This is a genomic window from Methylobacterium thuringiense, from assembly GCF_022179645.1.
Classification (GTDB): domain Bacteria; phylum Pseudomonadota; class Alphaproteobacteria; order Rhizobiales; family Beijerinckiaceae; genus Methylobacterium; species Methylobacterium thuringiense.
On record NZ_BPRA01000009.1, the window covers coordinates 32,323 to 45,491 of the forward strand.

At 69.3% G+C, this 13,169-nt stretch carries 8 protein-coding genes and 2 pseudogenes; 6 read left to right on the forward strand and 4 right to left on the reverse strand.

All coding sequences use genetic code 11. The annotated features are described in order from the left end of the window. Both MFF07_RS10620 and MFF07_RS22780 read right to left on the reverse strand, forming a co-directional pair. Positions 1-438: a DUF3429 domain-containing protein gene (locus MFF07_RS10620; RefSeq protein WP_147816783.1), complete on the reverse strand. Its 438-nt coding sequence runs from the start codon at positions 436-438 to the stop codon at positions 1-3. A 362-nt stretch (positions 439-800) separates the two neighbouring features. After that, positions 801-1,565: pseudogene (locus MFF07_RS22780) on the reverse strand (tetratricopeptide repeat protein); the annotation flags it as partial. Between the two features lie 2,086 nt (positions 1,566-3,651). Here MFF07_RS22780 and MFF07_RS22710 point away from each other — a divergent pair. The 6 genes and pseudogenes from MFF07_RS22710 to MFF07_RS10650 all read left to right on the forward strand — a co-directional run. Next, positions 3,652-3,822 (forward strand): annotated as a pseudogene (locus tag MFF07_RS22710) (hypothetical protein); the annotation flags it as partial. A gap of 561 nt (positions 3,823-4,383) precedes the next feature. After that, positions 4,384-6,174 (forward strand): acyl-CoA dehydrogenase C-terminal domain-containing protein, encoded by a 1,791-nt coding sequence (locus MFF07_RS10630; RefSeq protein ID WP_147816781.1) that lies wholly within the window; start codon positions 4,384-4,386, stop codon positions 6,172-6,174. A 168-nt stretch (positions 6,175-6,342) separates the two neighbouring features. Further along, positions 6,343-7,551 (forward strand): acetyl-CoA C-acetyltransferase, encoded by a 1,209-nt coding sequence (locus MFF07_RS10635; RefSeq protein WP_147816780.1) that lies wholly within the window; start codon positions 6,343-6,345, stop codon positions 7,549-7,551. A gap of 220 nt (positions 7,552-7,771) precedes the next feature. Then, entirely contained in the window at positions 7,772-8,260 is a 489-nt protein-coding gene (locus tag MFF07_RS10640) for a DUF2059 domain-containing protein (RefSeq protein ID WP_147816779.1), read from the forward strand. A gap of 93 nt (positions 8,261-8,353) precedes the next feature. After that, the gene (locus MFF07_RS10645; protein ID WP_147816778.1) at positions 8,354-10,558 is read left to right on the forward strand and encodes a 3-hydroxyacyl-CoA dehydrogenase NAD-binding domain-containing protein; all 2,205 of its coding nucleotides are present in this window, start codon (positions 8,354-8,356) and stop codon (positions 10,556-10,558) included. A gap of 322 nt (positions 10,559-10,880) precedes the next feature. Next, positions 10,881-11,045 carry a YqaE/Pmp3 family membrane protein gene (locus tag MFF07_RS10650; protein WP_147078374.1) on the forward strand — a complete coding sequence of 55 codons (165 nt, stop codon included), beginning with the start codon at positions 10,881-10,883 and terminating at the stop codon, positions 11,043-11,045. A 97-nt stretch (positions 11,046-11,142) separates the two neighbouring features. Here the strand turns inward: MFF07_RS10650 and MFF07_RS10655 are convergent, their stop codons facing one another. After that, positions 11,143-12,120, reverse strand: coding sequence for an AprI/Inh family metalloprotease inhibitor (locus tag MFF07_RS10655; protein ID WP_147816777.1), 978 nt, complete (start codon positions 12,118-12,120; stop codon positions 11,143-11,145). Next, positions 12,117-13,091 carry a 2-hydroxyacid dehydrogenase gene (locus MFF07_RS10660; RefSeq protein ID WP_238231875.1) on the reverse strand — a complete coding sequence of 325 codons (975 nt, stop codon included), beginning with the start codon at positions 13,089-13,091 and terminating at the stop codon, positions 12,117-12,119. The genes MFF07_RS10655 and MFF07_RS10660 overlap by 4 nt, the downstream gene beginning before the upstream one ends. Positions 13,092-13,169 lie beyond the last annotated feature (78 nt).

The window sequence follows — 13,169 nt, forward strand, 5'->3', positions numbered from 1 at the left end:
TCAGGCCGCGATCAGCAGCGTCACGCCTGCGAGCCCCGACAGGATCAGGCGCAGCCGCCCCATCCAGACCGGCGTCAGCCCGCGCCGTGTCAGGTCCTGGTCGATGACGCCCCAGAGCAGCACGAGCCCGCCCAGCATCCGCAGATCCCACGGCGCGGGCGCGGCCAGCGCGGCCCAGGCGAGCAGCGAGGGGATCACCGCCAGGAGGTAGTCGGCATTGCCGGCGCCCCGCGCCGCGGCCGCGCCCCAGCGGATCCCGCCGAGGAAGGAGGCGATCACGGCACCGTAGGCGGACAAGATCGTGCGCGGCGAAAGACCGATCGTACCCAGGCCGCCATCCGAACCGCTGACGGCGAGCGCCGCGAATCCGAGAAACGGAATGAGCCCGGCGATACCGAGCATGACGGCGCCCACCGGCACCGGGGTCAAGCGCGCCATGCGATCTCCCGGTCCAAGCAGTCGCGAGGTCCCGCTCTCGGTCGGCCCTGCCCACACATCACACGAATGGCCCTCGACGCCGATGTCGCGGAGGTCCTGCGCTACGAACCGTCAGCGACGCCTGAGACCCGCGCAGCAGAGCATCCTCATGGAGGCCGTATCGGAGAGGACGCTCTAAGTTATTGTAATACATCCGTTTTTTAAAAAACCAGTACCCCGGCTTCGGGCCGATGCCGTACCCGACTGCCGTTCGAAACCCGGCCGCGATCATGGATAGTACACGCGCAGAAACGGCCGGTTTCGGCAACCGGGGCGTTTGGGCGCAGAACCACGATCCTTCGGGATCGATGCGCCGCGCGGGATCAGACGCCGGTGCGCGAAGCGGAGGGGTTGAAGTGCGCAGCCGCCGGCGAGCCGGGCAGCGGCGCACCGAGGAGCGACATCGCCGCGGGGGCGGCGACCTTGGCGGGCGGCAGATCGTTGACGGCCGGATCGGCGACCTTAGGCTTGTAGGCCGAGGCGACGGCCTTGGCCGAAGCGAGGTCCTTCGGGGAGAGCTTGGCCGCGACGTCGTCGCGCTTCTTGCCGGCTTCCTCGTCACCCTGTGCCGCGGCGGCCGAGAACCAGGCATAGGACTGGATCAGGTCCTGTGCGAGGCCGAGCCCGCGGGCGTAGAGCACAGCGAGATTGTACTGGCTGTCGCGCACGCCGTACTCCGCCGCGCGGCGGAACCAGGACGAGGCGGTGGCGAAATCCGGTTTGCCGGAGGCGCTCGGGTTCTCGGCGTTCAGGACGGCGAGGTTATGCATCGCGCGGATGTTGCCGTGATCGGCGGCGCGACCGTACCAGGTCTTGGCCTGGCCGAGGTCGCGGATCACGCCGGAGCCCTTCTCGTAGAAGCTGCCGAGCTTGAACTGGGCCGGCGCGTAACCGGTCTCGGCCAGCTTCTCGTAGAGTCTGGCGGCGAGGGCGAGGTCGCGCGGCATGCCGCGGCCATCGGCCTCGCGGGCGGCAAGCTCGTAGATCGCGGCGCCGTCGCCGTCGAGGGCGGATTGCTTGAGGCTGGCGAGCCCCGCCGGGACGGTGGACAGCTCGCGGCTGAGCGAGGCCATCGACGCGACCTTCGGGATCGCGGCCTGAACCGGCGCCGGCGGAACCGGGGCCTCGTTCTCCTCGGCGCGGACAGGCACGGCGGGCTTCGCATCGACGAGGGCGGCATCGGCAATCGACTGCGTCGTCTGCGGACCGGCAGCGGGAGCCGTCGCCACCGACGGCGCGGCGGGAGCGGCCGCAGCCACGGGAGCAGGCGCTTCGCCGGCAGCCGGCTTGGCAGCTGCCACCGGGGTGGCGGCATGCTCGGCCTCGGAAGCGGCAAAATTCATCTGGTAGGCCTGGAAGGCACCGAGCACCAGAACCACGGCGGCAAGGCCGAGGATCAGAGGGCGGCGGCGCTTTTCGATGCTGCCGAGCAGCCGGCCGACGAGGCCGGGAGCGGCAGAGGCCGTCGGCGTCACACGAGGGCGCGGGGCATCGCGCTTCTCGGGGGCGGACGGCGCCTCGGCGACGATGTCCGCCTGAGCCGCCTGCGCCGCACGGCGGGCGGCGGCGATGAAGTTGGTCTTGATGTCGCCGGCTGCCGACGCACCCGACGCATCGGTCGCGGCGCCGCGGGAATGGGCCGGACGGCCGGCGCCGGGCTCCAGCAGCTCGTCGCCGAGGCCGCTGGAATCGAGGGACGGCTCGGGCCGGCGGGCGACGCGGCTGCGGGGGGCGGAGACCGGAATGGTCTCGGGCTTCGGCGCACCGAGCGTGGTCGAGGCGCGCAGCTGGTCGCCGAGCGCGATGGTCTCTTCAGGCACGGCCGTGCGGACGACGGGGCCGGTCTCCGCCATGCCGAGACGGTCGACGAGCCGCGACAGCACCGCGTTCAGACCCTCCATCGTCGCCTGCATGCGCTGGTCGGCGGAGATCTGGCGGGCGCGCAGGTCATCGAGATCGGCGCGGAACGTATCGATCTTGACAGATGCCGGACCCTGGCCGCCCACGGCGTCGGAGAGGGCCTTGCGCGTGGCACGCTCGACGGCGGCCTCCACGGACGTCTCGTCGCGCAGCGAGACGATCTGCGTCAGCAGTTCGCCCATGGTGCGCTCCAGGCTCGCCACGGCGGGGTCGGCGCCGCGGGTGTCGAGCCGCTCAGCCAGGGTGACGACCTGGCTCTCCAGGGCATCGAGGCTGCCGCCGCCGGCGCCGACGCGGTCGACCTTCTCGGCGAGGCCGCGCAGCAGGGTATGCATCGAGGCGAGGTCGGCCGAGGGCACGGCCGGCCGGTGCAGGGTCTCACCGATCGTCTCGAGCCTGCCGATCAGGTCACGGACCGGATTGACGTCGACATGGCTCTGGAGCTCGGCGATCTGTCCGCTGACCGCCTGCAGCCCCTGAGCGAGACTCTGGATACGCTCGGGGCCGGCGAGGCCCGCGATCATCTGGCGGATCTCGTCGAGTTCGCCATGGACGCCATCGAGTGCGCCGCGGTCGGCATGGCTCGCGACGGCGGCGAGCGTGCCGTCGGCGCGGCTCGCCAGCCGCTCGGCCTCGCCCGCCAGACGGGCATGGACGTTGTCGGCGAACTCTTCCGCCAGGCTCTCGACCTGCTGGCGCATCATGGCGATCGGCGTGGAAAGTTCGGCCGGCTCGCGGGCCCGCTGCACGTCGGTGGAGAGCGAGCGCATGGCCTGCTCCAGCGCGCCGACGTCGCGGCCCGTGGCGAGGCTGCCGAGCGATTCGCGCAGTCGCGTGGTCTCGGCCTGCAATTCGGCGATGGCCGGTGAGGGGACGTGCGCGTCGGCCTCGGCGCGCGCGACCGGCTCCTGCGTCGATCCCGAATCGAGCTCGCGCTGGCGGCGTCGAACCTCTTCCACGGCCTCGCGCATTTCTGCGGCGATGGGGCGGCCACGGCGGCCGAGTGGGCGCGGACCGCCGATCTGAGCACTGATATCGCCCATCCGGCGCTCGATCTCGGCGAGACGCTCGGCGACGTGATCCGCGTGTCCGGCCTGCGCGTCCGCGCGCGGGGTGCTGCGGTCCTCGTTGAGCGAGCGGTCGAGCGCATCGAGGCGACGCATCATCTCGGTGATCGAGCCGCCGGCAGGCTCGGCTGCGGGAGCGGCCGGGGGGGCGAGCTCCGACGGCTTCACGGCCCTCGGCTTCGGCGGCGTGATCGTCGCGCCAGCCGCAGGGGTCGGTGCGGGAGCCGGAGCAGGCTCGGCAGACCTGGGCTCGGAAGCTTTGGGCTCGGCAGACTTAGGCTCGGCAGACTTGGGCTCTGCAGACTTGGGCTCTGCAAACTTGGGCTCTGCAAACTTGGGCTCTGCAAACTTGGGCTCTGCAAACTTGGGCTCTGCAAACTTGGGCTCTGCAAACTTGGGCTCTGCAGACTTGGCCCCGGCAGATTTGGCGTCGGAAGCCTTGACCTCAGGCGGGGTGAGGAGGGCGGGTTCGCGGACCGTGACGCGGCTGCGCTGCCGGGTCGCGGACGAGCGCCCCTGCGGCTTCTCGGGGGAGACCACCGATTCGATCCAGGTCTCCAGCGGAACGCCGGCGCGCTGCGCGACCTCGCGCGCCGCCTCGATCACGTCGGGATCGAAGCCTTCGAGGCTGAGCGTCGCGGTACGTCTCATCGTCGGACCCGGGGTCGGAAGCGTCGTTCGGTCGGTCTTCTCCCACTGGCAGCAACGCGCAGAACGGGCGAACACCGGAACGGTCCGGCAGACCTTTAACAATCTTGGTAAACTCCGGGTTAATACCCCGGGTGATCGCCTCGAGGCCTCGGCAGCCGGGTTCGGTGCCGTCGGTGGCGCCGCTGCGGGCCTTTACCGGACGACCTACGATAGTTTACATATGAACGATCGAGACGCGTCGGCGATACGCGCACGGGGAGATGACGAGATGCCGAGCTATCGGGCACCGGTCGAGGACGTGCTGTTCCTGCTGAACGACGTCCTCGCGATCCGCCGCTACGACAACCTGCCGGGGTTTTCCGACGCCTCGGACGACGTGATCGAGGCGCTGCTCAACGAGGGCGGCAAGCTTGCGGGCAGCGTGTTCGCGCCGGTCAACCTCGAGGGCGACCAACAGGGCTGCCAGCGCCATCCCGACGGCAGCGTCACGACCCCGAAAGGCTTCAAGGCCGCCTACAACGCCTATGCCGAGGGCGGCTGGGCCGGCCTCTCGGTGCCGGAGGAATACGGCGGGCAAGGCCTGCCGCACGTCCTCAACACCGCGATCTCGGAATTCGCATCGGGCGCCAACCTCGCGCTGACGATGTATCCCGGCCTGACGCAGGGAGCCGTCGCGGCGCTTCTCGTGCACGGCAACGCAGGGCAGAAACAGACCTACATCCCGAAGATGGTCGAGGGTGCCTGGACCGGCACGATGAACCTGACCGAGCCGCATTGCGGCACCGATCTCGGGATGCTGAAGACCAAGGCCGTGCCGAATGCCGACGGCTCCTACGCGCTGACCGGAACCAAGATCTTTATTTCTGCCGGCGAGCACGACCTCGCCGAGAACATCGTCCACCTCGTCATCGCCCGCATCGAAGGCGCGCCGGCCGGCACCAAGGGCATCTCGCTGTTCGTCGTGCCGAAGTTCCTCGTCAACGCAGACGGTTCGGTGGGCGAGCGCAACGGCGTGTCCTGCGGCTCGATCGAGCACAAGATGGGCATCCACGGCAACGCCACCTGCGTGATGAACTACGACGGCGCCACCGGCTGGCTCGTCGGCGAGGCGAACCGGGGCCTCGCTGCGATGTTCGTGATGATGAACGAGGCGCGTCTTGCCGTCGGCGTGCAGGGGCTCGCGCAATCCGAGGCGGCCTACCAGAACGCCGTGGCCTACGCGAAGGATCGGCTCCAGGGCCGCTCGCTCACCGGCGCCAAGAACCCCGAAAAGGCCGCCGACCCGATCATCGTGCATCCCGACGTGCGCCGCACGCTGATGCAGATCCGCGCCTTCAACGAGGGCGCCCGCGCGCTGGTGCTCTGGACCGCGCTGCAATCCGACATCGCCCACCGCTCGGGCGACGAGAAAGAGCGCCGGACCGCCGACGACCTGCTCGGGCTGCTGACCCCGGTGGTGAAAGGCGTGCTTACCGACAAGGGCTTCGCCAACGCGGTCGAGGCTCAGCAGATGTTCGGCGGCCACGGCTACATCGAGGAATGGGGCATGTCGCAGTTCGTGCGCGATGCCCGCATCGCCATGATCTACGAGGGCGCCAACGGCATCCAGGCCATGGACCTGATCGGCCGCAAGCTGCCCAAGGACGGAGGCCGCGCCATGATGACCTTTTTGGGCGAGGTCCAGGGCTTCATCAAGGACCACAATGAGGACGAGGCGCTCAAAGCCTTCACCGGTCCGTTGCAGGCCGCGGTGAACGACTTGCAGGCGGCGACGATGTGGCTGATGCAGAACGCGATGGCGAAGCCCGACCACGCCGGCGCCGGCGCCACCGACTACATGCACCTCCTCGGCCTCGTCGCCATCGGCTATATGTGGGCCAAGATCGCGAGGGCGGCCGCGGTGAACGCGGCCGAGGGCGGCGACGCGGCGCGGATGGAGGCGCGGCGCATCACCGGCCGCTTCTACATGGAGCGGATGCTGCCGGAGACGGCCCTGCGGCTGACCCGCATCAAGGCGGGCTCGGAGACGACGATGGCGCTGGCGGCGGAGGCGTTTTAGACCCGCTACGAAACCCTCCCCCTCTGCGGGGTAGGGTGCCTGTGGAGCAGGCGGGAGAGGGGAGCGCCCTCTCCGGAGATGTCGCTCCCCTCTCCCGACCCGCTTCGCGGGCTACCCTCTCCCGCAGAGGTGAGAGGGGTTGGCGCTAGTGAGCAAGAGGAAGCGCACATGGCAGACGCCTACATCTACGATCACGTCCGCACGCCGCGCGGCCGCGGCAAGCCGGACGGGGCGCTGCACGAGGTCACGGCCCTGCGCCTCGCCGAGACCGCGCTCCGCGCGCTCGCCGAGCGCAACGATCTCGATACGCGCCGAATCGACGACGTGGTGCTCGGCTGCGTCGATCCCGTCGGCGAGGCCGGCGGGGATATCGCCCGTGCCGCCGCATTGGTGGCCGACTACGGCAATCACGTGCCGGGCGTGCAGATCAACCGCTTCTGCGCCTCGGGGCTCGATGCGATCAACTTCGCCGCGGCACAGGTCATGGCCGGCCAGCACGACATGACGATCGGCGGCGGCGTGGAGTCGATGAGCCGCGTGGGCTTGGGCGCTTCGGGTGGCGCCTGGCCGGTGGATCCGGCCATCGCGGTGAAATCCTACTTCATGCCGCAGGGCGTCTCGGCCGATCTGATCGCAACCAAATACGGATTCTCGCGCGACGATTGCGACGCCTACGCCGTCCAGTCGCAGCAGCGCTCGGGCCAGTCCTGGGACCAGGGCCTGTTCGACGGCTCGGTCGTGCCGGTGCGCGATATCAACGGCCTGACGCTGCTGGGACGTGACGAGCACATGCGGCCCGCCACCGACATGCAGTCGCTGGCGAGCCTCAAGGCCTCCTTCGTGCAGATGGGCCAGATGGGCGGCTTCGACGCCGTGGCGATCGACGCGCATCCGGAGGTCGAGGCGGTGAACCACGTCCACCATGCCGGCAACTCGTCCGGCATCGTCGACGGCGCCGCGGCCGTGCTGATCGGCTCGGCCGAGGCCGGGCAAGCGGCCGGCTTGAAGCCGCGTGCTCGCATTCGGGCGTTCGCCAATATCGGTTCGGACCCGGCCCTGATGCTCACCGGCCCGGTCGACGTGACGCGGAAGGTTCTGGCGCGGGCCGGCATGAGCCTCGACGACATCGACCTGTTCGAGGTCAACGAGGCCTTCGCCGCCGTCGTCCTGCGCTTCCAGCAGGCTTTCGACCTCGACCCGGCCCGGGTGAACGTCAACGGCGGGGCCATCGCCATGGGCCATCCGCTGGGCGCTACCGGCGCGATGATCTTGGGCACCGTGCTCGACGAGTTGGAGCGCACCGGCAAAGAGCGGGCGCTCGTCACGCTCTGCATCGGCGCAGGCATGGGCACCGCGACGATCATCGAAAGAGTTTAACGCTGGTGTCTCACGACGCAGTCGCATCGCGAGACGTCCGCCGCACGGGCGGCGACGCGCAGTCGCGCTTGCCCGATGATCGGTCGCCGAGGGCGACCATCGCCGGGAACCGTCGCCGCAGGAACGACCGAGAGGTGGCAGCCCGCCGGCAAAGGCTGGTAAAGGCGGCCACCCGCCGCACGCTCGAGCGTGCGGCGTAAAGAAACGGAGAAACGCCAAGATGATGAGACTGTTCGCAACCGCCGGCCTCGTGCTCGCGCTCGGCATGCCGCTCGCGGCCCATGCCGACGAGACGGCCGACAAGATCGCCGTCGCGAAGACGCTCGTCGACAAGACGATCCTGAAGACCCTCGATACGGGCTTCGCCGGCGCCCTGGAAAAGACCGTCGCGCAGATGCCCGAGGACAAGGCCGAGAAGGTCCGCAAGGACGCCCGCGCCGAATTCGACACCCAGCGCAAAGGGCTGCTCGAGGGCATCTCCAAGCACTACGCAGAAAAGTTCAGCCTCGCCGACCTGAAGCACCTGCAGGGCATCTACGACGATCCGATCTACCAGAAGTATCAGGCGATCAACGCCGATCCGAAGTCGGAGATCAACGTGATCTCGCAGGCCGCCGTCACGCGCCTCCTGAACATGCTCTCTCTGGCCGCGGCCGGCGAGCAGAAGGGCGGCGTGCCCGGCCAGCAGCCGATGCAGATGCCGAAGTAACAGAACGACCTACGGCTCGCGGGCGCGGCATCGAGGCCGCGCCCGCCGCACGCAGCGACGGCGCCGGCCGCCGCCCACGCCAGAGGATCCGCGATGAGCGCCTACACGAATTTCCGCTTCGAGACCGATGCCGACGGGATCGCGCTGGCGACCTGGGACATGCCGGGCCGCTCGATGAACGTCATCACCATGGAGGTGATGGACGAGCTGGAGCGGATCGTGAAGGCGGTCGCGGACGATGCGGCGATCAAGGGCTGCGTCATCACCTCGGGCAAGGAGGCGTTCTCCGGCGGCGCCGACCTCACCATGCTCCAGGGCCTCGGCGCCGAGTACGAAAAGCTCAAGGCCACGGCCGGCGAGGAGGAGGCCATGCGCTTCTTCTTCGACGGTGCGCGCCGGCTCAACCTCGTCTTCCGCGGGCTCGAGACCTGCGGCAAGCCGTTTGCGGCGGCGATCCACGGGCTCTGCCTCGGCGGCGCCTTCGAGCTCGCCCTGTCCTGCCATCACCGCGTCCTGTCCGACGACGACAAGACCCGCGTCGGCCTGCCCGAGATCAAGGTCGGGCTGTTTCCCGGCGGCGGCGGCACCCAGCGCGTGCCGCGCCTGATGCAGACGGGCGACGCCCTGCAGATGCTGTTCAAGGGCGAGCAGATCCGCGCCCCCATGGCCAAGGGCATGGGCCTCGTCCACGCCGTCACCAAGCGCGAGGACATCGTCGAGACGGCGAAAGCCTGGATCAAGGCCGGCGGCTCGGCGGTCGCCCCCTGGGACGTACCGAAGTTCAAGCCGCCCTCGGGCAAGGTCTACTCGCCGGCCGGCATGATGATCTGGCCGCCGGCCAATGCGATCTACCGCCGCGAGACGCACGACAATTACCCGGCCGCCAAGGCGATCCTGCACTCGGTCTACGAGGGCCTGCAGCTGCCGATGGATCTCGCCCTCAAGGTCGAGAGCCGGTATTTCACCAACATCTTGCGCACCAAGGAAGCGCAGGCGATGATCCGGACGCTGTTCATCTCCATGGGTGAGATCAACAAGGGCGCCCGGCGCCCGAAGGACATCCCGCCGACCAAGCTCAAGAAGATCGGCATCGTCGGCGCCGGCTTCATGGGGGCGGGCATCGCCTATGTCAGCGCCGATGCCGGCATGGAGGTGGTGCTCGTCGACCAGAGCCTGGAGGCCGCCGAGAAGGGCAAGGCCCACGCCCAGAAGCTCGTCACCGACCGGGTCAACAAGGGCCGCGCCAAGGCCGCCGACCGCGACGCCTTGCTCGCCCGCATCCACGCCAGCGACGCCTATACCGACCTCGCCGAGTGCGATCTGGTGATCGAGGCGGTGTTCGAGGATCCGAAGGTCAAAGCCGAGGTGATCGCCAAGGTCGAGGCGGTGATCGGGGAGGGCGCGATCTTCGCCTCCAACACCTCGACGCTGCCGATCTCGGGGCTGGCCAAGGCCTCCGCCCGGCCGAAGGATTTCGTGGGAATCCACTTCTTCTCGCCGGTGGAGAAGATGCTGCTCGTGGAGATCATCAAGGGCGAGGAGACGGGCGACCGGGCCATCGCCACCGCCCTCGACTTCGTGCGCGCGATCAAGAAGACGCCGATCGTGGTCAACGACTCGCGCGGTTTCTTCGCCAACCGCTGCGTCATCGCCTATCTCGACGAGGGGCACCGGATGCTCGCCGAGGGCGTACCGCCGGCGATGATCGAGAATGCCGGCAAGATGGCCGGCATGCCGGTCGGCCCGCTCTCCCTCAACGACGAGGTCGGCATCGACCTCGGCCTGAAGATCCTCAAGGCCACCGAGGCGCAGCTCGGCCCCGACGCCGTCGATCCCGTCCAGAAGGCGCTGCTCACGGAACTGGTCGAGAACCAGGGGCGGCTCGGCCGCAAGAATCGGAAGGGCTTTTACGATTATCCGGAGGGCGGTCAGAAGCGGCTCTGGCCTGCACTCCGCGACATGCAGGCGACGCACCTTCCGGCCGACGAGATCGACGTGGCCGAGTTGAAGCTCCGTTTCCTCGTGGTTCAGGCGCTGGAGGCGGCACGCACGGTCGGCGAGGGCGTGATCACCGATCCGCGAGAAGCGGATGTCGGCTCGATCCTCGGCTTCGGCTTCGCGCCGTTCACCGGGGGGGCACTGTCCTACATCGACTTCATGGGGCCGAAGCGCTTTGTCGCCCTGGCGCGGGAGCTGGAGGCCAAGCACGGCCCGCGTTTCGCGGTGCCGGACACGCTGGCCGCCATGGCCGAGAGCGGCGGCCGCTTCTACGACGCGTTGAAGAAGAAGGCGGCCTGAGCCGCCGAACGAAAGTGCTGCCCGGCCGGTCTCCCGTAACCGGTCGCGAAATGGGACCTGTGGCGAGCCGGCATATCGCGGCGAAGCGTCAGAGTTGCTGGCAGGGCATCATCGAAGGGGCACGAGCGTATCGCGCCCTTTCGGCGAGAGGCAGCGGTTACCGTCGTTGCCCGACACGTCCGTATCGCCGCGCGCGACGAGACCGTCCGTGAACCGGCTGACCGTTCATGGACTCGAGCCCACCGAAATCGACAGACCGACGCCATGGGAACCGAATGCCCAGGCTTGCGTTCTGGCGACGACCCTCTTGCGCGGAGCCATCGTGTCGACACTCGTACAAGTCCTGATCGCATTCTTCCTGCCGCCGATCTCCGTGCTGATGACGAACGGCTTCGGCCTGCAGTTCCTGCTCAACATCCTGCTCTGCCTGCTGTTCTATCTCCCGGGCTCGATCCACGCCCTCTACCTGGTCCTGCGAGACCGCTGAGCGGCGGCGTTCGGTCCACAAGGGACCATCCGGCCGATCGAGCCGCCGCCCCGAGCGGAAACCGAGAGGGGAAGCGTCGTCGCTTCCCCTTCGTCGTTCAAGGCTCGACCTTGCGCAGCACCAGCGTCGTGCCGGTGTCGGGATCGCGCCGCCAGCTTCCCTCGCCGGTGGGGACGAGGTTGATGGCGTGGCCGCGCCGCGCCTTCAGGGTCAGGTGGCCGCTGGCGTAGCGCCACGAGACCGGATCGAACGTCGCGATGCCGCCGTCGCGGCAGCCCGGCAGGATGCGGGCGGGTGAAAGCTCCTTGATCGGCTCACGCTCCGCCTTCGCGGCAGGAGGACGGGACTCCAGGGCGATCCGGCAGACGTCCTTCTCGGCGAAACGGTCGAGGGCGTAGGTCCCGACGGCCGGCCGGCCGGAACGGTCCTGCCGCGGGCCGGCCTGCGACTCGGCACGGGTGGTCACCTCCCGGTTGGCGAGCATGCCCGCCCCCAGTACCGGCTGAGAGCCTGGAATGTCGCGAGACGGTGCGACGTCGGAAAGACTCGAGCCCACGGCGCCGTCCGGCGCTGCAGGCTCGACCGCGGGCGGGGGCGGAAGCATCGCCAGCGTCTGAAGCGGAACGAGGCTGTAGGTGCCGCCGTGCTCGGCCTGGCCGCCGAGGCTCCCCTGGTCGGCACGCGGCGTGAAGGTGATCACCGGTCGCACGTTGCGGTCGACGATGCGGATGCCCTTCTCGGCAAACAGCCAACCGGCCGCTTCGGACAGGATCGGCAGCGCCCGCCGGCAACCGGCGGGAAAACGCAGCACGCGGCCGTCCGGCCCGCTATCGGCCGAGAGCGTCAACTCGCAGCGCCGGTTGCTGCCGTCGAGGGACATGTCCCACATCCCGACGGCGTCCCCGAGGGTTTCCGGCAGGGTCTTGAGCGGAGAAACGGGAGGAGCGGCCTGCGTCGGCGGCACCTCGGGCACGGCTGCCGGCGTCTCGTCGCCGCGCAACGGCGTCTCCTGTGCCTGCAGGGACAGGCAGGCGGCGATCAGGATTGCGAGCCCGGCAGCCGAGCCGCGGATCATGCTCCGCGGCTCCACGGCGTCTCGGGCACCGGCGTCAGCGGCCCCTTGCCGTCGAACCAGGCGACGAGGTTGTCGACGAGCAGCCGGCCCATGGCCCTCCGCGTGTGGACCGAGCCCGAGCCGACATGAGGCAGCAGCACGACGTGATCGAGGGCGAGGAGTTCGGGCGAGACGTGCGGCTCCTTGGCGAAGACGTCCAGCCCGGCGCTGTGGATCGTGCCGGATCTCAGCGCCTCGGCCAGTGCCGCCTCGTCGATGATGCTGCCGCGGGCGACGTTGATCACGATTCCGTCCGGCCCGAGCGCCGCCAGCACCGCGGCGTCGACCATGCCGTCGGTGCCGGGTCCGCCGGGCGCCACCACCATCAGCACGTCGACGGCCTTCGCCATCCCCATCAGGGTAGTGTGGTAGGTGTAGGCGACGCCGGGCTTCCTGCTGCGGCCGTGGTAGTGGATCGCGACATCGAAGCCTTCGAGACGCCGGGCGATTGCCTGCCCGATCCGGCCGAGCCCGAGGATGCCGACCCGGCGCTCGCGTAGGGTTGCGGTGAGCGGGTAGGGCTTTTCCGGCCAGCGGCCGGCCCGCAGGTAGCGGTCGACCTGTGGGATCTGGCGCACGGTGGCCAACAGCAGCCCGAGCGCCAGGTCGGCGACCTCGTCGGAGAGAACGTCGGGCGTGTTGGTGACGACGATGCCGCGCCGTCCGGCCTCGAGCGCGTCGATGGTGTCGTAACCGACGCCGAAATTCGAGACGATTTCGAGATTGGGCAGCCGCTCGAACAAGGCGGCATCGACCACGGTCTGGGAGCCGACGGCGAGACCGCGGATGCGCGGACCGATCTCGTTCAAGAACGCCTCACGGTCGGGCGCCTGATCGAGGCGGTTCATCCGGAACCGGGCATCGAGTGCCTCGACGATGTCGGGCTGCAGGTGGCGGATCGTCAGGATGTCGGGCGCGGAGGTATCGGGCACTGGCCTGGAGTCCCGTATGGCGGTTCCCGCCGGCTTAGCGCCGGGCTGCATGGCGGTCCAGCGCAGCCGCTCGGGAGA

Bases quoted from the DNA above. Each gene is read 5' to 3' on its own strand.
- MFF07_RS10640 (WP_147816779.1), top strand. From the start codon at position 7,772: ATGATGAGACTGTTCGCAACCGCCGGCCTCGTGCTCGCGCTCGGCATG.
- MFF07_RS10635 (WP_147816780.1), top strand. From the start codon at position 6,343: ATGGCAGACGCCTACATCTACGATCACGTCCGCACGCCGCGCGGCCGC.
- MFF07_RS10630 (WP_147816781.1), top strand. From the start codon at position 4,384: ATGCCGAGCTATCGGGCACCGGTCGAGGACGTGCTGTTCCTGCTGAAC.
- MFF07_RS10620 (WP_147816783.1), bottom strand. From the start codon at position 438: ATGGCGCGCTTGACCCCGGTGCCGGTGGGCGCCGTCATGCTCGGTATC.
- MFF07_RS10645 (WP_147816778.1), top strand. From the start codon at position 8,354: ATGAGCGCCTACACGAATTTCCGCTTCGAGACCGATGCCGACGGGATC.
- MFF07_RS10655 (WP_147816777.1), bottom strand. From the start codon at position 12,120: ATGATCCGCGGCTCGGCTGCCGGGCTCGCAATCCTGATCGCCGCCTGC.